Origin of the sequence: Pseudoalteromonas sp. SG43-3 (genome assembly GCF_014164385.1) — a bacterium.
GTDB lineage: Bacteria > Pseudomonadota > Gammaproteobacteria > Enterobacterales > Alteromonadaceae > Pseudoalteromonas > Pseudoalteromonas distincta.
Window position 1 is genome coordinate 222,134 of record NZ_JACJFC010000001.1, and the last position, 21,638, is coordinate 243,771.

At 39.5% G+C, this 21,638-nt stretch carries 23 protein-coding genes; 11 read left to right on the forward strand and 12 right to left on the reverse strand.

All coding sequences use genetic code 11. The annotated features are described in order from the left end of the window. Nucleotides 1-29: 29 nt before the first annotated feature. Together H5157_RS01105 and H5157_RS01110 are read right to left on the reverse strand one after the other, a co-directional pair. Nucleotides 30-1,667 carry a methyl-accepting chemotaxis protein gene (locus H5157_RS01105; protein ID WP_154903475.1) on the reverse strand — a complete coding sequence of 546 codons (1,638 nt, stop codon included), beginning with the start codon at nt 1,665-1,667 and terminating at the stop codon, nt 30-32. 142 nt (nt 1,668-1,809) lie between these two features. Continuing rightward, nucleotides 1,810-4,035, reverse strand: a complete 2,226-nt coding sequence (locus H5157_RS01110) for a S9 family peptidase (protein WP_182723956.1) — start codon at nt 4,033-4,035, stop codon at nt 1,810-1,812. Between the two features lie 111 nt (nt 4,036-4,146). Here H5157_RS01110 and H5157_RS01115 point away from each other — a divergent pair, with 111 nt between their 5' ends. Continuing rightward, nucleotides 4,147-4,551, forward strand: a complete 405-nt coding sequence (locus H5157_RS01115) for an HIT domain-containing protein (protein WP_024597591.1) — start codon at nt 4,147-4,149, stop codon at nt 4,549-4,551. Between the two features lie 41 nt (nt 4,552-4,592). Here H5157_RS01115 and H5157_RS01120 read toward each other — a convergent pair whose 3' ends face one another. Continuing rightward, entirely contained in the window at nt 4,593-6,293 is a 1,701-nt protein-coding gene (locus H5157_RS01120; protein WP_182723957.1) for a dipeptidyl-peptidase 3 family protein, read from the reverse strand. A gap of 296 nt (nt 6,294-6,589) precedes the next feature. On the opposite strand from H5157_RS01120, the gene H5157_RS01125 reads away from it, so the two are divergent. Further along, the gene (locus H5157_RS01125) at nt 6,590-7,429 is read left to right on the forward strand and encodes an HDOD domain-containing protein (RefSeq protein WP_039485043.1); all 840 of its coding nucleotides are present in this window, start codon (nt 6,590-6,592) and stop codon (nt 7,427-7,429) included. A gap of 55 nt (nt 7,430-7,484) precedes the next feature. Here the strand turns inward: H5157_RS01125 and H5157_RS01130 are convergent, their stop codons facing one another. Further along, nucleotides 7,485-9,167, reverse strand: a complete 1,683-nt coding sequence (locus H5157_RS01130) for an amidohydrolase (protein ID WP_182723958.1) — start codon at nt 9,165-9,167, stop codon at nt 7,485-7,487. 172 nt (nt 9,168-9,339) lie between these two features. Here H5157_RS01130 and H5157_RS01135 point away from each other — a divergent pair, with 172 nt between their 5' ends. The 3 genes from H5157_RS01135 to H5157_RS20835 all read left to right on the forward strand — a co-directional run bounded on the left by H5157_RS01135 (nt 9,340) and on the right by H5157_RS20835 (nt 10,374). Continuing rightward, nucleotides 9,340-9,822, forward strand: coding sequence for an energy transducer TonB (locus H5157_RS01135; RefSeq protein ID WP_024597594.1), 483 nt, complete (start codon nt 9,340-9,342; stop codon nt 9,820-9,822). A gap of 156 nt (nt 9,823-9,978) precedes the next feature. Further along, on the forward strand, nt 9,979-10,125 hold the full coding sequence (locus tag H5157_RS20830; protein WP_240915858.1) for a hypothetical protein: 147 nt from the start codon (nt 9,979-9,981) through the stop codon (nt 10,123-10,125). 18 nt (nt 10,126-10,143) lie between these two features. Then, complete coding sequence (locus H5157_RS20835; RefSeq protein WP_240915857.1) at nt 10,144-10,374, forward strand: energy transducer TonB; 231 nt, start codon at nt 10,144-10,146, stop codon at nt 10,372-10,374. A 56-nt stretch (nt 10,375-10,430) separates the two neighbouring features. Here H5157_RS20835 and H5157_RS01145 read toward each other — a convergent pair whose 3' ends face one another. The 4 genes from H5157_RS01145 to H5157_RS01160 form a co-directional block, all read right to left on the reverse strand. Then, complete coding sequence (locus H5157_RS01145) at nt 10,431-10,667, reverse strand: calcium-binding protein (RefSeq protein WP_002961647.1); 237 nt, start codon at nt 10,665-10,667, stop codon at nt 10,431-10,433. Nucleotides 10,668-10,676: 9 nt separating this feature from the next. Next, nucleotides 10,677-10,913 carry a calcium dependent protein gene (locus H5157_RS01150; RefSeq protein ID WP_033021630.1) on the reverse strand — a complete coding sequence of 79 codons (237 nt, stop codon included), beginning with the start codon at nt 10,911-10,913 and terminating at the stop codon, nt 10,677-10,679. Between the two features lie 186 nt (nt 10,914-11,099). Continuing rightward, complete coding sequence (locus tag H5157_RS01155; protein ID WP_024597597.1) at nt 11,100-11,327, reverse strand: hypothetical protein; 228 nt, start codon at nt 11,325-11,327, stop codon at nt 11,100-11,102. A 24-nt stretch (nt 11,328-11,351) separates the two neighbouring features. Further along, the gene (locus tag H5157_RS01160; RefSeq protein ID WP_002961641.1) at nt 11,352-11,585 is read right to left on the reverse strand and encodes an EF-hand domain-containing protein; all 234 of its coding nucleotides are present in this window, start codon (nt 11,583-11,585) and stop codon (nt 11,352-11,354) included. Nucleotides 11,586-11,915: 330 nt separating this feature from the next. Here H5157_RS01160 and H5157_RS01165 point away from each other — a divergent pair, with 330 nt between their 5' ends. From H5157_RS01165 to H5157_RS01180, 4 genes are read left to right on the forward strand one after another with little or no spacing between them, the layout of a single operon-like run. Continuing rightward, nucleotides 11,916-13,373: a sensor histidine kinase KdpD gene (locus H5157_RS01165; protein ID WP_182723959.1), complete on the forward strand. Its 1,458-nt coding sequence runs from the start codon at nt 11,916-11,918 to the stop codon at nt 13,371-13,373. Between the two features lies 1 nt (nt 13,374). Next, nucleotides 13,375-13,920, forward strand: a complete 546-nt coding sequence (locus H5157_RS01170) for a hypothetical protein (protein WP_182723960.1) — start codon at nt 13,375-13,377, stop codon at nt 13,918-13,920. A 2-nt stretch (nt 13,921-13,922) separates the two neighbouring features. Continuing rightward, nucleotides 13,923-15,272: a sigma 54-interacting transcriptional regulator gene (locus tag H5157_RS01175; RefSeq protein ID WP_182723961.1), complete on the forward strand. Its 1,350-nt coding sequence runs from the start codon at nt 13,923-13,925 to the stop codon at nt 15,270-15,272. A gap of 8 nt (nt 15,273-15,280) precedes the next feature. Then, nucleotides 15,281-15,781 carry a DUF1543 domain-containing protein gene (locus H5157_RS01180; RefSeq protein WP_002961636.1) on the forward strand — a complete coding sequence of 167 codons (501 nt, stop codon included), beginning with the start codon at nt 15,281-15,283 and terminating at the stop codon, nt 15,779-15,781. Between the two features lie 30 nt (nt 15,782-15,811). On the opposite strand, the gene H5157_RS01185 is transcribed toward H5157_RS01180, so the two are convergent. After that, the gene (locus tag H5157_RS01185; RefSeq protein WP_182692551.1) at nt 15,812-16,039 is read right to left on the reverse strand and encodes a hypothetical protein; all 228 of its coding nucleotides are present in this window, start codon (nt 16,037-16,039) and stop codon (nt 15,812-15,814) included. Between the two features lie 132 nt (nt 16,040-16,171). On the opposite strand from H5157_RS01185, the gene H5157_RS01190 reads away from it, so the two are divergent. Beyond that, nucleotides 16,172-17,422: a multifunctional CCA addition/repair protein gene (locus H5157_RS01190; RefSeq protein ID WP_182721371.1), complete on the forward strand. Its 1,251-nt coding sequence runs from the start codon at nt 16,172-16,174 to the stop codon at nt 17,420-17,422. A gap of 5 nt (nt 17,423-17,427) precedes the next feature. On the opposite strand, the gene H5157_RS01195 is transcribed toward H5157_RS01190, so the two are convergent. The 3 genes from H5157_RS01195 to pdsR form a co-directional block, all read right to left on the reverse strand. Next, entirely contained in the window at nt 17,428-17,592 is a 165-nt protein-coding gene (locus H5157_RS01195; protein WP_182196201.1) for a hypothetical protein, read from the reverse strand. Nucleotides 17,593-17,873: 281 nt separating this feature from the next. Continuing rightward, on the reverse strand, nt 17,874-20,012 hold the full coding sequence (gene pdsS / locus H5157_RS01200; protein ID WP_182695729.1) for a proteobacterial dedicated sortase system histidine kinase: 2,139 nt from the start codon (nt 20,010-20,012) through the stop codon (nt 17,874-17,876). After that, entirely contained in the window at nt 20,012-20,701 is a 690-nt protein-coding gene (gene pdsR, locus H5157_RS01205) for a proteobacterial dedicated sortase system response regulator (protein ID WP_182721372.1), read from the reverse strand. The genes pdsS and pdsR overlap by 1 nt, the downstream gene beginning before the upstream one ends. A gap of 204 nt (nt 20,702-20,905) precedes the next feature. Here pdsR and pdsO point away from each other — a divergent pair, with 204 nt between their 5' ends. Next, nucleotides 20,906-21,637 carry a sortase-associated OmpA-like protein PdsO gene (pdsO, locus tag H5157_RS01210; protein ID WP_007377011.1) on the forward strand — a complete coding sequence of 244 codons (732 nt, stop codon included), beginning with the start codon at nt 20,906-20,908 and terminating at the stop codon, nt 21,635-21,637. Nucleotide 21,638 lies beyond the last annotated feature (1 nt).

The window sequence follows — 21,638 nt, forward strand, 5'->3', positions numbered from 1 at the left end:
GCTTTTGCATTTTATGAGAACGCTATCGATTAATCTAATTTAAAACGATTAACTACGCTCGAAAGACCTTCGCTACTTTGTTTGAGGTTATCACTGGCATCGGTAAGCTGCTTAGTATTATTTAATGATTGCTCAGTTGATTGAGATAGCTCATTAATACGCAAATTAACCTCGTCGGCAGCTTGCGTTTGTTGTTCTGTGGCACGTGCTATTTGGCTGTTCATTTCGGTAATAATTGAAACAAGTCGTTCTATTTCATTAAGTGAAGTATTGGCTGATGACGCCTGCTCTACGGTAGAAACTGAAAGTGCTTGGCTTGATTTAACTGCTTCTACTGCTGCTTTTGCACCTTCTTGTAGTTTAGTGATCATGGTTTGAATTTCGTCAGTACTTTGCCCTGTACGACTGGCCAGTGTTCTTACTTCATCTGCAACAACAGCAAATCCTCGACCATGCTCTCCTGCGCGAGCAGCCTCAATGGCAGCGTTTAATGCCAGTAAGTTTGTCTGCTCCGATATACTTCTTATTACATCAAGCACAGAGCCTATATTATGGCTCTCGTTGGCTAAATCTTCTGTTACACGGCTTACTGTTTCAATGTTGCTTGAGAGCGTTTCTATTGCTGTAATTGTTTGCGCAACCACATTTTTACCCGTTGATGCATTTTGTGCTGCATCCTTAGCTGCTTGCTCTGCGGCTTCAGCGTTACGGCTCACATCGTGTATTTGGTGAGTCATTTGCTCCATTGCAGCTGCAACTTGGGTTGAACTATCGTTTTGAAGCTCAATAAATGAGTGGCTTGTTCTACTTGAGTCGTCAACTGTATGCGCATGTTCGCTTACATCGTTTGCACTTTGTGCTACATGAACAAGTGACTCTCGCATTTTTAGAGCAAATAAATTAAATGAACGTGATAGTTCAGATATTTCATCATTACCGGATTCATTTAATTTACGGGTTAAATCGCCTTCGCCTTGAGAAATGTCTTTCATCATATCGGCTGCTAAGCGAGTCGGTATTAAAATACTCTTACCTATAAAGTAACTAAGTAAAATAACAGCAATAATCATAATTATTGCACTGATGACTATAAGGTTACGTTGCTCGCTAAATGCTTCGTCAATTGAATCAAGGTAAACACCCGAGCCAATAATCCACTGCCATTGATTAAAACCTTTAACAAATGCGATTTTTTCAACCGGTTTATCTTTACCTGGTTTTGGCCATTTATAAGGGATAAATCCCTCGCCAGAGCGTTTAACTATATTTACCATATCAACAAACAATGCTTTGCCGTCAGGGTCCTTGTTATTAGTTAAATCTTTTCCATCAAGCGCAGGTTTTATAGGGTGCATAACCATTGTTGGCTGGTAATTGTTAATCCAAAAGTAATTGGTTTTGTCGTAGCGCAGTGCTTTTATTGCATTAAGTGCTTGTGATTGAGCTTGTTGTTGAGTGAGAGTGTTATCTTGTTCAAGCGCATAATAGTGCTCGATTATACTGTACGCCGTTTCTACTACATTTTGTGTTTTTATGTATTGCTCGTCTTTTAGCGAACTATATTGATGAGTTAGGCTCGATATACTAAGTATTATTAGTCCAAATACAACGATGGCTATTAACAGTGAAAAACGCTGGGATATACTAAAACTTCGTAGATTAGGCATACATTTATCCTCAAAAAGTGTGCGCTTTAGCGCATAGAATAAGCGTAGCTAAAAAAAGAGTTTAATCTAGGCTTAACGCCTATTAATGCAAAAAAAAGGCTGATTTATCAATCAGCCTTTAGTCTGTTATTACTTTACTTGCTTATTTAACGTCAAAATGGCGATTAAAGAAGTTTGTAATTGTTTGATGTAAGTGTGTTTGCACTTGTTTACCGCGTAGGCTGTGCTTAGAGCCTGGGTAGGTCATCATTTCAAACTGCTTTTCGTTATCTTGCAGTTGTTTAAACAACTTAGTTGAATGCGTAAACAATACGTTGTCATCAGCCATTCCATGGTAAATCATTAATGGGCCTTTTAAGCCATCAGCATATGGAAATACTGCGCTGTCTTCATAGCCTTTAGCATTTGTATCGGGGTGACCTAAATAACGCTCTGTGTAATGTGTATCGTATAGAGCCCAATCGGTTACTGGAGCACCTGATACGCCGGCTTGAAAGTAATCGCCCGCTTTAAACATAGTCATAAGTGCCATGTAGCCGCCGTAGCTGTGGCCATAAACACCGATGCGTTGTGGATCAACGTAATCAAGTGTACGTAAAAACTCTACGCCTTTAATTTGATCGGCAACTTCAACCACACCTAAATGTTTATAAATAGCATCTTCAAACTTTTTACCACGGTTGTACGAACCACGGTTATCCAGTTGAAAAATTACGTAACCTTGTTGCGCCATGTACTGAAAGTACAAGTTTTTACTGCGCCAGCTATTCGTCACTCGTTGAGCATGCGGGCCGCCGTATACGTTAACAATAACAGGGTGCTTTTTGCCATCAGCAATGGTGCTAGGCTTAAATAAACGGTAATGCATAACTTGACCATCATCGGCTTTAATTGTGCCGTATTCTGGTTTTGTTAAGTCGCTTAAATAAGGAGTAAGGGGGTGGCTACTATCAAGCTTATTTTCTTCAAGCCAGGTAATAAATTCACCGTTTACTTTACGAAGTGCTGCTGAGTTTGGTTTATTATCAGACGAGCTATTATCGATAAAGGTTTTATTGTCCTTTGCTAGCACAACATTGTGGTACTGACCTTTTTCGGTAATACGTTTAGAATCGCCTTTTTTAAATAAAGGCGCGCTGTATAAATGGCTTTCAAGCGGTGTATCTTTTCGACCGGCAAAATACACAATGCCTTTTTTCTCATCAATACCTTTTAAGCTATCAACAGCCCAGTCACCTGAGGTAATCTGGCGAACAAGTTGACCGTTTGTACGATACAGATATAAATGTTTAAAGCCGTCGCGCTCAGATGCCCATACAAAGTGTTTTTTGTCTTTTAAAAACTCAAGATCAAAATGTAGGTTAATCCACGTTTCGCTATTTTCGGTCAGCGCTACTTTTTGGGCTTTAGTTTCGCTGTTATAAAAACGCAGTTCTAATTTATGTTGCGAGCGATTTTGCCATTGGTACGAAAGTGTATTGCCGTCTTTTAGCCATTTAGCGCGTGCAATGTAAATGTCTTCATCTTTACCTAAATCAATCCAATCTACTTTTTGGTCGTTTAGCTTAACCACACCAAGTTGAATTTTAACATTATCGGTACCTGTAAACGGGTAGCGCTGGTTAAATAATTTAACTTCATCAGCGTAAATTTCGTTACGGATAGCTTCTTTTACAGGGGTTTCGTCAACGCGGGTATAGGCAATTTTAGTTTCATCACCTGACCACCAGTAACCTGTCATACGGCTCATTTCTTCTTGAGCAACAAATTCGGCCATACCATTTTTAATTACGCCGCCGCCATCTTTACTAAGCTGAATCTCTTTACCTGATTCAAGCTCTAAAGCATAAAGGTTTTGCTCTCGAATAAACGATACGTAGTTACCTTTAGGTGAAAAGCGTGCATCGGTTTCAAATGCTTCAGTGTCGGTTAGTTTTTTACTTTTAGCTGAGGCTAAATCGTAATAATAAAGGTCACCATTGAGTGGGAATAAAAGTGCTTTGCCATCTTTAGACCATTTGTATTCAAGTATGCCTTTACCAAAAATACGTTGGCGTTCGCGGCGTGCTTTTTCTTCATCTGATAGGTTTTCTGGGCCTGAAAATAACTTTGCCGAATCAACTAGCACACGGTTGGTGTTATCTTTTAGATTGTATTCCCATAAATCGTAGCGGTTGTAGTCATCGCTTTTGCCTTGTAGGTAAGTTACACGGCTGCCGTCAGGCGAAAATTTAAGTTGTACAGGTGATTTACCAGAAAGGCTCGGATCGTCAAAAATTCGCTCCAGCGATAAAGGTTTTGCTTGAACACTAATAGCGCCAACCATTAACGGTATAGCTAGTGAGAGGTGTTTTATTTTTTTTAGCACAAGGTTGCCTTAGCTTATTATAAATATTGCTTTGATGGTAAAGCCAAGCGTGTGCAACTGCAACTAAATGCTATAAAGTGGCGATTATCAAAGACAAAGTAGGACATAGCAATGACTCACCCTGAATTTAAACTAGCGCCAGAACTTAAACGCGACTGTATAGAACTTGCCGATTGGCCGTTGTGTAAAGTACTTTTATTGAACGACAGCTTGTATCCGTGGTTTGTATTAGTGCCTAGGCAGGCTAACTTAAAAGAGATAATTGATTTATCTGAGGATGATCAAATTGTTTATTTAAAAGAGTCAGCCAAGCTAAGTAAATTATTAATGGATGTATTTAAACCTGATAAATTAAACATAGCGGCTTTAGGTAATATGGTGCCGCAATTACATATTCATCATATTGCGCGTTTTACGAGTGATGCTGCATGGCCTGCGCCAATATGGGGTAAACACCCAGCAGTGCCTTATACAGATCTACAAATCACAGAGCTAAAAAAAGCGCTGCAGTTTTAAGCTGCAACGCTTTTTTAGGGTTTAACTAAGTTTAACTAAACTTATTTAAGCCCTAGTACTTCCTTACCTTGCTTAAATGTTACATCTACAGGGATATTAGCTTTGCTTAGTTTTTCTAAGTCTTTAGCAAGTTCTTCTTTAATGTCGCCATGCGTTGCAATTAGTTGATCTACTTTTTCGTAATCGCCATCACCTTGTAAGGTTAAAATTAAGCGAGAAAGCTTGGCCATTGCAATGCTCATTTTTTCCATATTAACGCGGTATAAGCCTTCTTCATTTTTAGAAAAAGCACCTTCTTGAGCAAAAAAGTTAAAGCGGATCATATTTGCTTTACCATGCGCGCTTGATGCGCCAAAACGAACTGAGCGGAATATACCTGCCATGAAGGTGGTGTAATAATCTTCAATAGTGCCTTCAGTAATTTCGCCTTTTTTAAGTAACTGTTCAATCATGTATAGACCTAAAATATCGGCTTTACCTTCTTCAAGTGCACTTGCGTGTTCTTGTAGTGATTGACGAACAGTACCTTTACCTGTGATTGTATTTTTAATACCTAAACCGTGAGCCACTTCATGGAACATCGTATTGGCAAAAAATGCGTCAAAAGTAATGTGTTTACGCTGCTCTGGTACAATTAACTGCTCTGAAATTGGCACTAAAATTTTATCAAATTTAGCACGCATTGCGTTTTTAAGTTGCAGACGACGAGTTCCTTTTTCTAGCTGTACTTGCTCATCGTTTGGTAAGTTAATTGCTATTGTTTTACTACCCGCGTTTGAATGCCCAGCGTAGTAAACAACATCATATGCATTTAGGTCGGCGTCAGAGCCTGGTACTTCTTGTTTGTACTTAGCATCTACAGGTAAGCCTTTTTGAAGTTCAGGTAAAAATGCTGCAAACTTAGCTAAGCGTTCGCTCCATTTTAAATCTTTAATAAGTACGTAAGATTCATAAGCTGCGCGGTAACCAAATAATTGATCTTCATAAGTTTCAATTGGACCAATAACCACATCTACTGGGTTATTTTTCATATCCATCCAAGCAAAGTCAGATACTTGAAAGTCATCTTTTTGTAGAGCATCGGCACGCAAGTTTAGATAGTTAGCAAATTCTTTATCGTCAGCAAGTTTGCTTGCATCACGTAAAATATCAGCGGCTTTTGCAAGCTCATCAGCGTATTCTTTTGAATAAGGCACGCTGTAAAGCTTACCTTGCTCATCACGCTTAATTACAGAATAAAGCCCTGTTTTATCTTCAACGTCTGCATTGTTTAACTCTTCTTTGGTTATATCAGCAGGGTAAAACTGTGCGCCAAGAGGTTTTTCTTTATAGCTGGATAAAAATGCTTCATCACCATTTAAACGATCCCATGGACCATAGTTAATATCAGCAAATTTACGTACTTTTTCATCGTTTAGTTTTGCTAAAAAAGCATCTTTATTTTCACCAAATGCTTGCTTCCAAAATAACTCATCCATTATTTTTGAAGCGTCAATAAGCTTTGCAACCATTGCTCGTTGATTATCGCTTAAGTGCGATAAATCACTTTGTAAGCTAAAGTCGGTGTAAATATCTAAACGTTGTTTATCTGCATTAATAAGCTTAGGGCCTGACTGTGCACTGCTTTTTTGAGCAAGCTCTACGGCTGTGTTGTCGGTAGAAGACGGCGCTTGTTCAGAACATGCGCTAAGAAAAACAACACCAGAGAGCATAATTGCTTGGCTAATTTTATTTAAGATCATTATATTGCCTGTTAAAAAGTAAGTTTAATAATTTGTACTGCTTTAGTTAAAATATTAAGTATGTACAAACGCTTCCTTATTGTGAGTGCATTAAAGCAAAACTAAATGGTAAATAGCAAGTATTTGGCGTTGTAAGGCAAGCATGAGCGGTAAAGCATTATAAATAAAAATAAACTTCTATAATTTTCTTAACTTTATCGGTAAGTTAGACAATACTAATTATATTACTAATACGAAAATTAACTGCCTGAGTTTGCAGTTACTTTACAGGCTGAACACAAAAGGATGGCAGCTTTATGTCTACAGAAAACGCTTTATTAACGATTCTAGTCGATAGAATAAATAACGATACGTTGGTTTTACCAACGCTACCTGAAGTAGCAATTAAGGTTCGCCAAGCTGCAGATAACCCAGATGTGAATTTAATCCAAATGTCAGATGTAATCTCACAAGATCCAGCGCTTTCAGCTCGTATGATAAAAGTAGCTAATAGTGCGATTATGGGACGTTCTGTAAAAGTATCTAATTTACAACAAGCAGTGACTCGTATTGGATTACGTCAAATTAAAAACATTGCTACAGCTATGGCTATGGAACAATTATTTGTATCAAATAATGAGCTAATTAAAGGCTACATGGGTAAGGCATGGCAAAAAACATTAACCGTTGCTAGCCATTCAATATCACTTATGGAGTTTTATTTAAAAAATAGTAAGCACACGTCACTTAACCGCGATTCTATTACACTCGCCGCACTTGTTTATAATATTGGTGTATTACCAATTTTAACTGAAGCTGAGCGCCACCCAGAGGTATTTGCTAATCCAAGCTTTTTGGCTCATGCAATTCAAAAGCTTAGCGGAAAGGTTGGCTCATCTATTATGCAAGCGTGGGAATTCCCTAAAGAGTTTGTTGATGTAGCTCAGAGCTGGGCTGACCCAAGTTACAAACCTGAAAAAGTAAGTTACGTGGATTTTATTCGAGTAGGGGCTATTTTAGAGGGCACGTTACAGGTTTCTGATAAGTCTGCAGCGCTGCAAACGTATATAGACAAAGGCGTTATACCGTCTATGCAGCTATTCACAAGTGATGAGTACAACGACATGCTAAAAGATGTGAAAAACATGTTTAGCTAAAAGTGCCTTCCTACACAACCAAAAAGGGTTAACTTGCGTTAACCCTTTTTTAGTTTTATTTTTCGGTGGTATTTTCTGTCTTAGTTTTTTCGTATCGCTTTATTCCTGCTACCCATGTTTGCAGTACGTTTGTTTTGTATATCTCCTCAACAGGCACTTTAAAGTAGTCTTTATCAATTAAAATAAAGTCGGCCCATTTACCTTTTTCTAAACTACCCACCTTAAATTCTTGATGAGCTGCATAGGCGCCGCCAAGAGTAAATGCACGTAATGCATCTTCGCGGCTTAGTACTTCACTTGCACGCCAGCCGTTTTCCGGTAGTTTGTTATGATCCATGCGTGTGATGGCTGAATACAAACCATCAAATGGATTTGCAAGCTCTACAGGGTAATCAGAGCCCGCTGCAACAACCGAACCTTGCTGTAAAAATGTTTGCCACGCGTAGGCGCCGCTTAGTTGTTTTTCAGTTAAACGCTGCTCTGCCATATGCATATCAGAAGTGGCATGCACCGGCTGCATTGAAGGGATTATTTTTAACGCTTTAAAGCGAGGGATATCATCAGGGGTTACAATTTGGGCGTGCTCTATTCGGTTTCGCAGTAATATACCGCCCGTTTTTTTAAACACATTTTGATAGGCATCAAGTACTACTTTATTTGCTTTGTCGCCAATGGCGTGAGTATTTGCGCTAAAGCCGCTTTTAAAGCTTTGTGTAAAGAGTGCTTCGAGTTTCTCTTGCGTTTCAAGCATTAAACCATGGTGACCAGGTCTGTCTGCATATTCTTCAATAAGTGCTGCACCACGAGAGCCCAGTGCGCCATCGGCGTAAACTTTAACACTGCGAATTTCCATAAAGTCATTTTTGTCGTGGTATCGGCCTGCCTTTAACATTGTGTCTAAATCAGGGCTTGCACCACTTAACATTGCCACAATACGCAGTGGTAAATTACCAAGGTCGCCGCGCTCTTTATAAACCTCCCATGTGGTTTTATCAATACCTGCATCGTGAGTAGAGGTAATGCCTAAACTTAATAAATGTTTACCTGCTGCATCTAGTGAGTCACTTATATCTTGTTTTGAAGGGGCTGGCATATGCTGGGTAATTAGCGATTCTGCTTTGTCTACAAAAATACCCGTAGGATTGCCAAATTCGTCTTTAATTATCTCACCGCCTTCAGGTGCTTTTGTTTGGGCGGTAATACCTGCAAGTTCGAGCGCTTTTGAATTAACCCAAATGGCATGGCTATCAACTCGAGAAAGCACCACAGGTCGATCGTTAACTACTTTGTCTAAATCTTTAGCAGTAGGAAAGCGTGTATCAGCCCAAAGCTCTTGGTTCCAACCTCGCCCTATAATCCAACCTTGTTTGTTATCGGCAAATACTTTTAGTTTATTCGTTACTTCATCAACCGATTCTGCACCGCGTACATCAAGTTGCGATAAATTATCGCCAAGGCCAATAACGTGCCCATGAGCATCAATTAAGCCTGGTAATAAGGTATTACCGTGCGCGTCAATTAGCTTGGCATCTGGGTAGCTATCTTTAAGTGTATCGCTACCTAGTTTTACTACCTTGCCATTTTTAATAACGAGGGTAGTAAACTGCTGTACTTCACCTTGATATAAAGGGGTATAACCGTTGGCATTATAAATTACTTTTGTTTGTGCAAGAGTGTAACTAGAACTAGCGCAAAGGCTGGCTAGTATGAGTGGTTTGATTATTTTTTTGAGCGACATGGTTACTTAATTTTCATTGTTAATTTACTTACATTAACAAACTTGATTTTATAATACCAATGAATTGATAGGCCTCATTATAAGGTTTTTCTCTTTACTAACTGTTTACAAAATAGGTAATTGATGTGATTATTTAGTATGTAAAACAATCAATAAAGCATAAGGAAACGCTATGAAAGCCCTCTATTTATTACTCCCATTAACTTCATTACTTGCGGCATGTGGAGCAACACCTACGACAGAGGAAACTGTTGAAAAGCTAGATTATATAGATTTATCAAGTGTTGAGCTGCGCGATAGGGTGAAAGACTATTGGAATATTTTAACAAGAACAGAACCACAATATCCAATAGCTGCTGCAAAAAAAGGTCTTGCAGGTTGTGTAGAACTCATGACTATCATTAATTCTGAGGGTAGGGCGCAAGGATATAAAGTAACCTCCTCATATCCTAAAGGGTTATTTGATGAAGCCGCAGCTCAATCTTTAAGTACATGGGCCTGGTTGCCTACTAACGTAAATGTAGCTAAACAGCCTGTTCTTACTCATATTAGAATTGATTTCACTATTGACTCAAAACCAGTAGGTGAAAAATATTTAAAGAATTGTCCGGCTGGCGAAGCATTTCAAATAACGGGAGAAAGAAGAAAGTCATAAGATTTTAAGTGGAGTATTTATATATCTCACTTTGGTGGTGCACAGGTAATTGATGCAACTACTTAAAAAATTATTTATAACGAATTAATAAGGGAATGCTATGAAAGCTCTCTATTTATTACTCCCTTGAGCATGATGCTGACAGCCTGTAGCTCAATGTCTGATAAACAAGTAAACGATGAAATGCCGAGTTTTATTGATTTATCAAGTCCTGAACTGCGAAGTAAGGTAGGTGAATACTGGGATGTTGCTAAAAGAGTTGAGCCGCGATGTCAGATAGAAGCTGCAAAGAAAAGTATTTAAGGCTGTGTTGAGTTTGCTATGTTAATTAATTCACAAGGTGAAGTCCAAGGGTATAAGGTTGTCTCGTCTTACCCTGAGGGCGTGTTTGATATTGATGCGGCAGCTGCTGTGGGTTTATGGCGCTGGAAACCGACAGTTGAAAATACGAGTAAGCAACCGATTCTAACTTATCTCAAAATGGATTTTATGGTGAGCCCAAAACCTACTGATGCAGAGTACTTAGCGCATTGTTCTAAAAATAAAGTCTGAACGTAATTAATAGTATAAATATAATAAGCTAGGTGTTTGTGTACCTAGCTATAAGACTACTTACTTGCATATAAACTGTATTCACTTAGCGTTAGCTTGCCGTCTTTGTCTTGATCATAGCTTGAAAATCGAGACCACAAAGCGGGGTCTACAGCGGTTTCTGAACGTGTTAAAAAACCATCCTGGTTTCTATCAAGTTTTTCAAATTGCTCTGCAACATTGTTGCTTGCAGCAAAGCCTAATGTGCTAAAAATACTAAACGCAAAAAGCGCTATATAGCTTGTTTTTTTCATGAAAAATACTCAGTAGAGATTATTGGTAAGGTAATTTTTAAATTCGATTAACGAAATTTGGTTATCTTGGTTTTTGTCCCATTTTACAAATGTGTTTAATAGTTGTGGTTGGGGATCAAGTTCGTCATGCGTTAAATAGCCACTTTTGTCGCTATCGAGGTGATCAAAGCGTTGCTTTACATCAAGTGCAGCGGCATCAAAGCTTAATAGCATTAAGATGCTTATAATAAGGGGAAGTATCTTCATGGTGTTCCTTCCAAAAGATGTATTTAAAGTTTGTGGCTAAAATAAAGTGAAAAGGAAAAAGCACTTGCCGTAATTTAACTCCCAACATTAAATCCTTTTACACACTCCCTCAGGGATTATGGCAAATGCTTTTAATTCCAGTTTACCTATAACAAGCTTAAGTAAAGCTTAATCAGTAATTACTCATTAAGGTTTAAAGCTTTCAAATTCTTTTTTTGAGACTTTTTCATCACCGTCTTCATCTAAGTCGGCAAATTGTCTCATTACTTCCTTATCTTCCTTTGCTTCTGCAATTGATATTTGTCCGTCCATGTCTTTATCTAAGTGGGCAAAACGCACATTTGTTGGCGATGCAATTACGGTGGCACTAATTGCTAAAAACATTAATGAAAAAGCGGCTATAAGTTGTTTCATAATCACGTTCCTTATTAAATGAGTTTATTGAATAAATTTTTTGAATTCATCTAGCGACAATTGCCCATCTTGATTAGTATCAATTTGAGAAAAATTCTCGTGTAACACAGCATCTTCACCTGCTTCGGCTTCACTTAATGTGCCGTTACTGTCTTTATCAAGTTCGTTAAAAGTCGCGTGAACGTCCATTGCGTGTGCATTAGCGCCTAAAAAGCCTAAAGCCAGTAATGATGAAATTACTAAAATGCGTTTGTTCATAATTATTTCCTTATTGATTAAAGTTATTACTCCTATTACAAAAATGGTGCCAATAATAATTGTTGTTATTTTTCAATTGGTTATTGTTTTAGCTTTAAGCCAGTGAGAAGTTTTTACTGGGTTTATTGTAATTTTTGTGCGCCTTTTGCAACACTATTTAATGGGGTTAAAAGGGAGTTTATTAAAATCAACGAGTTACGTTGTCTCTATTTGGCGACACATTGTTTTGTAGTGCTGGCTGTTAATCGTATTAAATATAATTGCTGGTTCAGCTAGTGTATAAGGTAAGCACTTAATAATAGAACGCTTAACTTAAAAGGACTAAACGAAATGCCAGCAACCATAGCTAAAAAATACCAAGCAATGCTTAACTGGCGGCCTAATTTAATTGGGCAATTTGCAATGAGTATGCTGCTTTCGTTACTGCCGCTTTCTATAGTGGTGATCGTATTTTTAAATGCGCTTAATAAGCAATTAGCGGTTACTCAAAGTATTGTGAGTAGCAACTACCAAGTTACTAAATCGTTTAACACTTTAAAGCAAGAACTCAACAGTCTTGAACGCGCCACTAGACAAAACTGGGTATTAAAAAGTGAATCGCTAGATAAGCTCATTGTTGATAAATGGCAATCATCCCTACAAAGCATTGATGAGCTTAAATTTGTAAACACGAATAAAGAGTATATCAACCAATGGCAACGCTTATATACCACCTTACAAACCGCGCATGTAGAGCTTGTTGAGAAAAAACAACAGCAAGCTGAGCTATTTGTGCCAGTGAGCGATTTAGTTGCTGAGCTTACTTTATGGTTACGTGATAAAAACGAAGCGCAAATTACCAATAACCAAAAAGAGCTTACAAGCCTGCAAGCGTCATTTATAAATTGGCTGGTGGCACTTATTCCACTGACTTTAATTGTTGGGGGAGGTTTTTTATGGCGCATAAGTGGGCGGCTAAAAGGGTTAACTACGGTTATTGATAAGCTTGGGCAGGGGCATTGGCAGCAAAAAATATCTGTGAAAGGTTCAGCTGAGCTTGTTGAGCTAGGAGAAAAGCTTCAGTGGGTGCAAGAGCAACTACATATGCTTGAGCAGCAAAAAGATACTTTTTTACGCCATGTAACTCATGAGCTAAAAACGCCGCTTGCTTCAATGGTCGAAGGCACTGACTTATTAACTGATGAAATAGTAGGTCCAATTACCGCTGAGCAAAAAGCAGTGCTTGAGCTTATTAGCCAATCTATGGTGCGCCTTCGTACAATGATTGACAGCTTGCTGAGTTATAATGCTATTCGCACCAGTAAAGATAGCCTAAGCGAAGTTGAATTTAGTCTTCTTATTAATAAAATTAATAGCCATTTTGAGCATCGCTTAACTGCGCGTCAGCAAGCTCTGCAGTGGCAAAATACTTTACCTAACAAACCGCTTGCTTTACCTAGTGAGCTTATTGAGATGATTTTAATTCAGCTTATTTCAAATGGCTTAAAATTTTCAGAAGATAAGCAAAGCGTTACTATTAATTTAGCGCTTGAGCAAAACCAGCTTTGTATCGTTGTACTTGATAAAGGGTGCGGTATTAAAGAGCAAGAAAAAACTCAAATTTTCAGCGCATTTTATCAAGGTAAACACAGTAAAAATGTTACGCTGCAAGGCAGTGGGCTGGGTTTAACTATTGTAAAAGAGTCTGTTGAACAGCTAAGAGGTACACTTAGTGTTGAGCATAACGAGCCACATGGTTGCCGGTTTTCAATTAAAATTCCCATAACAAAAAATCTAGGAGTTAATTAACATGCGCTTGCGTTTAATCGCTATTTTATGTGTGCTCAGTAGCAGCATGGTTATATCAGGTTGTGAAATTAATAATGGGCAAGAAGAGCGTGTGTCAAATACACCTGCACCTGTGGTCGATACAAAAAAAACGACCGACAAAAACAGTAACCCTAGTCCAAAACCTAGACCAAAAATTGAACCAAGCTATCCTCCTGCAGAGCAAGTTATTGCATGGCACGCTAATCAGTGTGGCGGGTTTAAATTGGTACCTAGCAAAAATGTTTTTACAGGCGAAAACGAGCTTAAACGCTTTTTTAAATTTATGTGCTTAAACATAAATAATGATCCAAATACGGTAATGACTCAGTTGCTAAAGCTCGATCTTGCTTACTTTTGGCCTGATGACATAAAGCAATATTTATGGCTTCAAAAGCAGCAAGTAACTATGCAAATAAATGCTAAAAAAGAGCAGCAAGCACTTAATAATAAAATGCAAGAAACCCTCTCATCGTTAGCAACGATTGAGCAGCAACTTTTACTACGAGAAGAAACGAAGGAGCAGTAACGATGGCCGCAACTAAAGTACAAGGTGCAAAAGTATTACTCGTAGACGACGACGCTAGCTTATTAAAACTGCTCGCTATTCGTATTGAATCAAAAGGATACGAAGTAACAACCTGCGAAAGCGGCTTAACCGCACTACAAATACTTAAAAGCCAAGTGTTTGACGCCGTAATAACCGACTTACGCATGGATGAAATGGATGGTATGGCACTGCATCGTCAGCTGCAAAGCCGCTACCCTGCATTACCTGTCATTATGATGACAGCGCACGGCTCAATTCCTGATGCAGTAGAGGCAACTAAGCAGGGCATTTTTGCATTCATAACTAAACCAGTGGATAAAGATGAGCTATTTGACAGCCTTGCAAAAGCGATAGAAATTCATGGTGTTAACGCCGATGAAGCTGCACCTAAAAGTAATATAGTTACGCGCAGTGGTGCAATGCTGCACTTGTTAGAGCAAGTAAAACTACTTGGGCCAACGCAAGTTAATGTACTTATTTCGGGGGCTAGTGGTACTGGAAAAGAATTACTCGCACAGGCGATTCATCAGCATAGCCATGCAAGCGGTGGCCCTTTTGTTGCAATTAACTGCGGTGCTGTACCAGGGGAGCTTTTAGAGTCCGAATTATTTGGTCATAAAAAAGGCTCGTTTACGGGTGCAATTAAAGATCACCAAGGTTTGTTTCAACAAGCACAGGGTGGCACGTTATTTTTAGACGAAATTGGCGATATGCCGCTTAACTTACAGGTTAAGTTACTGCGCGTATTACAAGAAAAAACAATTCGCCCAGTAGGTTTTCAAGAAGAGGTAGCAATTGATGTACGCATAGTGTCGGCAACACATAAAAATCTTCCTGAAGCTATTTTAAACCAGCAATTTAGAGAAGATTTATACTATCGCTTAAACGTAGTTAATTTAAAATTACCGCCACTGTGTGAGCGCCGCGAAGATATAAGCTTATTAGCACAGCACTTTAGTGCAAGCATTGCTAAGCGCATGAACCAAACTGAAAAACACTTTGCAAGCGATGCTATGCATGCGCTTGTACGTTACGACTGGCCAGGTAATATCCGCCAATTACAAAACGTAGTAGAGCAGGTTGTAGCATTAACGCCAAGCGATGTTATTTCAGAGCATTTAGTGTTAGCTGCGCTAAATAGTAACGAAACAAACGTAGAACCATTATCACTAAACGACGCTAAAAAAGAGTTTGAGCGCGACTATGTAATTAACACTTTAAAAATGGCAGGTGGTAACGTAGCTGAAGGCGCTAAGCTTGCCAAGCGCAATCGCTCAGATTTTTATAAGTTGATTAAAAAGCATAATATTGATGTTGATAATTTAGGTTAAGGAAAAGCATGCAGTTATTTATGGTGTATTTAGGTGGCCGGATTCAAGGTTGCCACATTGAAATGCATGATATTCGTTTTGTAGTAGGGGAGAATATAGAGCAAACCTACTCAAAGTTAAAAAGCCAGTGGGTAGGAGACAGAAGTAGTGTTCACATGGATAGCTACATGGCAATTAATCATATTGATGGCTTTAAAGTAGAAGTTGTTGATAGCTATGTGGAGCAAAATAAACAACTCTATTTTGTAAATTTAGGCGCTTACAGAAGTGATTCAATGGCTGAGCAACATGACTTTGCACTGTATGTTGCAAGCAGTAGCCATGAAGCTAAAGAGCGTGCTAAAAACGATTTGCTCGCAGGGCTTAGTCATATTCATAAAGATGATTTACATGATGTGGACGATTGCTTTGCCATTGATTTACTCGACAGCCAGCTAAACATTAAGCTCACGCCTAGCGGTATATCGCAGCCGATAAAGCCAGACTGGTTTGGCTATCACATACTTTAAATTATAATAAGTAGCTAAAACAGAGTAGGATTAAGAGTCCTGCTTGTTTTGTTCATCCTTTTCGCTTTTAGCCGCCATTTTAAACGCCACAATAACCAACCCAAACATAGCAAACGGCAGTGCTGCCAACATGTATTCAACCAAATTACTGTCTTGAAAATTTGCTTGTAGTAAAAAGTGACCCGCCACACACATCAAAATAACCACTAATAAAATGGGTAGTAACATGAGTTCTTTTTTTGATGAATGGTTTTTCATTAATTATGAGGCTATAGCTAAAAATAATGCGCCATTGTAATGAGCTTACTTAAGCTTGGCAAATACCGCAGAATTTTTTAATTAATGATATGATTAGCGTCAAACAATTGGGCAAGTGTTATTGGGAATAAAGTGAAAAGTAACTTAAAACAAGTTTACCTCGTTGGCGGTGCAGTGCGCGACAAACTGCTAAATATAAAATCAAAAGATAACGACTATGTAGTGATTGGGGAAACACCAAAAACGATGGAATCGCTTGGTTTTGTGCCAATAGGTAGTGACTTTCCGGTTTACTTACACCCAAAAACAAAAGAAGAATACGCACTGGGGCGCACAGAGCGTAAAAGTGGCAAAGGCTATACTGGCTTTGTGGTTGATGCCAGCCCAACCGTTACGCTAGAAGAAGATTTAGCAAGGCGTGATTTGACCATAAATTCAATGGCGCTTGATGAACACGGTAATATTATTGACCCGTTTAATGGCCAAACTGACTTACAAAATAAAACACTGCGCCACACCACTGAGGCATTTGTAGAAGACCCTGTTCGAGTACTGCGTATTGCCCGTTTTTTAGCGCGCTATGGCAGCGATTGGCGTATTCACCCAAGTACCTATGCATTAATGCGCGAGCTTAAAAATAAAGGTGAGCTAAATCATTTAGTACCTGAGCGCGTGTGGCTTGAAACTGAAAAAGCACTGGGTGAAAAGCACCCTGAGCTTTATTTTGAAGCACTGCAAGGTTTAGGTATTTTTCCAGAACTTGAGCGCATGGTTAATGTACCGCAACCGGCAAACCATCATCCTGAAGGGGATGTATTTGTGCATACTATGTTGGTACTTAGGCGTGCAGCCGATTTAAATTTTAACTTAGAAGCACGTTTTGCTGCACTTACCCATGATTTTGGAAAAGCGCTTAGTTTTAAAAAGCATGGAAACCTACGTGGGCACGAACGCGAAGGTGTTGCAGTTATTGAGGCGTTTTGTGAGCGCTTAAAAGTGCCTAACCGTTTTCGCGATATTGGTGTACTCACCAGTGATAATCACACCCTTTGCCATACAGTTGATCAGTTAAGGCCGCAAACCATTCACAAGCTAATAGTGACTAACTTAAATGCGTTGGTACACCCAGAACGTTTTATAGCGTTTACCCAAGCATGCCAATGCGATGCACAAGGGCGTGGTGAAACACTGGTCGATAAGCCATACCCGCAAGCAGCTAAACTGCGAGCAATTCATACTGAACTGCAAAAAATGGATAAGAAACAAGTAGTGCAAGATGCACTTAAAAATGGCAAAAAAGGCCCTGAAATAGGCGAAGAAGTAAAACTTGCAGAAATAAACTGCATTAAAGCATTTTTAGAACATGAGAAGTCCCAAGCGTAATAAAATTAGACTAAGTAGTGCGATACACCTTGGTTTTTAGTCGCGTCGTGCTTTCTTAGCTCTTTGTAATTGGTGTTTTTTGGTTTTACCTCTTCAGACTTGGGCTTTTTAGAGGGCCTGTATAAGTCAAAAATAAAGTCTAGTTCTTCACGCTCTAGTGATGGTTTCATGAGTATTCCTTCAATTTAATACTTTAATATGATGTAGGGTATGGTCATTCGACTGAATAAAAAGTGAATAGTTACATTTGAAGTTGTACTAAATTGTAACCGGCAGGTTTTGAGGGATGAGAGGGGGTTGTTTGTTAATTTATATGGAGTTAAGGTAAATTAAAGTAGCTCTTTTTAACTAAAAATATACAGCTGAATTTAACTTATTGCGTACTTACTATTTGCATATAATGCTGGGGCTATAAATATAACGGTACAAATATAACGGTATAAATACAGCCCTAACCATTAGCTAACGGCAGTGTTACGGTAAACACTACACCATTACCTTGCTCGTTGTTTTGCGCGGTTACACTGCCTTTATGGTAATCGCACACCAGCCTTACAATATAAAGCCCTAACCCCAAATGTGGCTGTTGCTGCATTTGCTGGCTACGTACCGACACCATAGAGTCAAAAATATGCTCAGTGAGTCCTTCAGGTAAAGCAGGACCAGTATTACTCACTGTTAATGTTGCTTTATTTTCGCTCTGCTTAAGGCTTACATTAATAGCCGTATTGGCTTTGCTGAACTCCAGCGCGTTACTAATAAGTTTATCAAGCAGCTGGGCTATAAACTCCGGTGCACCTTGCATAGGTAATTTGCTTTGGCATACATCAAGCGTAAATAACTGGTTTGGGTAAGTAAGCTGGTAGCCTTGCATGCAACCATTTATTACTTTTTGTAAATCAAAAGGCTCAGACTCGTTGCTTTGAATACTCTGCTCAAGGCGGGTGGCTTCGCTCATGGTGGTTATTATTTTACCTAAGCGTTCAACGCCTTCACTGGCGCGGTCGAGGTATTTTTGACTCAGCTCGTTTTGTGGCAAGCTTTGCAAGTTTTCGAGTGATGAGCGCACTACGGCAACTGGCGTGCGCAGCTCGTGGGATAACCGTGACGACATATTTTCTAAGTAATCGGTATAGCCACCAAGTCGGCTTACAATATTTGAAAAACTACGAGACAGATCCCCAATTTCATCGTTAGCATCGCTGTAATTAATACTGCCGGTAACACGCCCTTGTGCATCAATTGCTTGCTCAGCGGTATCGCGCAGCCGCCTAATTCGGTTCGATATACGTGAGGCAAAAAAGAACAATGTGACAGTACCAATTAGCATCACAGCTAAAATAACGTTAAAGAGTTTTTCAAGTGACTTGTTACGCAGCGTACGTACGCCGTTTGTGGTTTCCTCTGCTATTACCGCGCCAATTACTTGGTCTTGAATCCAAATAGGGTAAGCGGCCGATAAAATAACGGCTTTGCTGTCGGGAGTTAAGCGCCAAGACGATGCAGGTTGTCCTTTTAATGCTTTCGCTAAATGTGTGCCCTGCATAGAAGCTACATCGTGCAGGGTATCTAAAAACTCATTTTCGGGGCGCGTTAATATTTTATAGTAAATTGGGTGTAAGTAATTTTGCTCAAAGCGCTGCCACCAAGTTTCAGGTGCTTTGTTAGCAAGTCCATCAGCCCATACGCCATCTGCATTTTGAATAGTACCCGATTGCGCAAGTACACGATGATGGTTATCAACCACCCAAATGCGGCTACCACTGTGGCCCATACCTTTTAAAATACGGCTAATTTCTGGAGAAGGGACTAATACTGAGCCTAAATCGTTTGGGTTATTTAAGTTTGAGGTCGACATTATTTTAGGCTCTAGCAATGCCTCTTTACTATCAATGTCAACAATAGCAAAGCCAAGTTTGTTGCCCAGCATGCTAATAGGAAAGCGCAGCTCTACGTTATAACCTGATTCGGTACTTTCAAAATAGCCCTGAATTTTTGTAAAAGGGGCTTTGGTATTTGCATCAAACGCATTAACCCAGCCATCTTGGCGTGGCGCAATTATATAGGTATTAAATTGGCCGTCAGGTGTTTTTAAGCCAATTTGTAAATAATCGTTATTGGTAATGCTTAAACTATTTTTAGCGCGATAAATAAGGGTATTGTCGGTTACTTTAAATGCGGCGTATAAGTAGTTATCAAACTTGCCAACCATATGATCAAACGATAAGTCACTGGCTTGATGTTTGTTATCTGTTTTTTGTAAATAGCGTTTGTCGTAGTGCCAAAATAACGGTTGATAGCTGTCCCAATCGTTAAGTTTACCGTCGAGCTGAATAGGGTTTTTAAGATTATAAGCGTATAAATCACGACCTTTTACAACTTGGTCTAAAAAGTTGGTTTGCTCGTCAAATAATGCAGGGCGCTCATGTAATGCGGTAGCAAGTGCGCGAGTGGTGCCTACGAGGGTTTTTTCTTGGCCTTGGCGTAAAAACTTTTCCATTTCCCATACGTACTCGTAGCCAAGCCACGGTAGCAAAAACAAAAAACATGAAAGTAATATAAATTTACTGCGTAGACCAAATCGTAGCATTAGTATTGTTCCCACCTGTAGCCCATGCCATACACGGTATCTATGCAATCAAAGGAGCTGTCGAGTGCTATAAATTTTTTACGAATACGCTTTACGTGGGAAGTAATAGTGCTGTCGTCTACATAAATTTTTGCATCGCTCATTAAATCGTTACGGCTTTTAACATGGCCTGGTCGCTGGGCGAGTGAATGCAGCATCCAAAACTCGGTTACGGTTAAATCAACTAATTGTTGCTGCCAAAATACCTGCATACGTTGCGTGTCGAGCGTTAACTGCCCGCGTGTTATGAGTGCATTTGCATCAGCGGGTTGTTCAAGTGCTTCCATTCGGCGAAATAGCGCACCAATACGTGCAGCCAAGTGAGCCAAGCTTATGTCTTTTGTTAGGTAGTCGTCGGCGCCCATGCGTAGGCCGCATACGGTATCTATTTCGCTATCGCGGGCGGTTAAAAAAATAATAGGCAGTGTTTTAGAAAGCGATCGCAATGTTTGGCACAGTAAAAAACCACCATCTATTTCATGGCCTAGGCCAATATCAACAATGGCTAAATCGGGCAGGGCATTTTTAAATGCAGCTTCAGCGCTGGCGCGATCGGCAAAGCCACTGACTTGGTAGCCCTGTGCGCTCAGCATTTCTATGTAGTTTTCGCGGATTGCGGGTTCATCTTCAACGATGGCTATTTTTTTCATCTTAATCATTATCCTATCGGCTCTGCTGTGCACTATATCGAAGTTTTTAAGCTAAGTACGCTTAAAAAGGCAATTGCCATTTTTTTGCCACAATTGCTCAGCAGTTTGCCATTTTTGATCCCCTTTGTTGCCACTTGAACTTGTTTTAATAGGTCCATCAAAACAAAACATCACAAATTAAAAAGTAAGTTTAAGGGTCAAATCATGAAGAAGACATTAATTGCATTAACACTCGTTGCTAGTTTTTGTACTCCAGCAATTGCCTCAACATCTAACACGCCATCAAAAGAAGCCCATAAAGAAACGGCTATTGGTTTAGGTGCAGGCGCTATTATTGGCGGCGTAGTAGGCGGGCCAATAGGCGCGTTTATTGGGGCATTTGCCGGTGGTTTAATAGGTGATTCAAAAGTAGCTGATAACAAAATTGCAGAGCAAGAGCGTGCAATTACGGTTATGAAAGAAAAAACCAGCGATTACCAACACGTGCTTAACCACAACAATATGTTAGAGCAACAGCTAGAAGTGCTTGCCAATCAAAATGAGCAGTTAACTCAAGTTCAAATTAATAACTTATTGGCGATGACGGTGCAATTTAAAACAGGTTCAAGTGTTATTGCCCCGCATTTTGCACTGCAGTTAGACCAACTCGTTACCTTGTTAAACAACCAACCACAACTCGCACTTGATTTAAGTGGCTTTGCCGATCAGCGCGGCGATGAGCAAGCCAACCTTTTACTTTCTAAAGCGCGTGTAAATGCCGTGCAAAGCTATTTAATAAAGCACGGTGTGAGCCACAAACGTTTAAGCACGCAGGCATTTGGCGAGCAGCAAACATTGGCTAACAGCAACACGGTGGAAGATAACTTTTTTGATAGACGCGTAACGCTTACCACTCGCTCAATGAATCCAGTAAATGGCCAAACGGCGAGTAACTAAA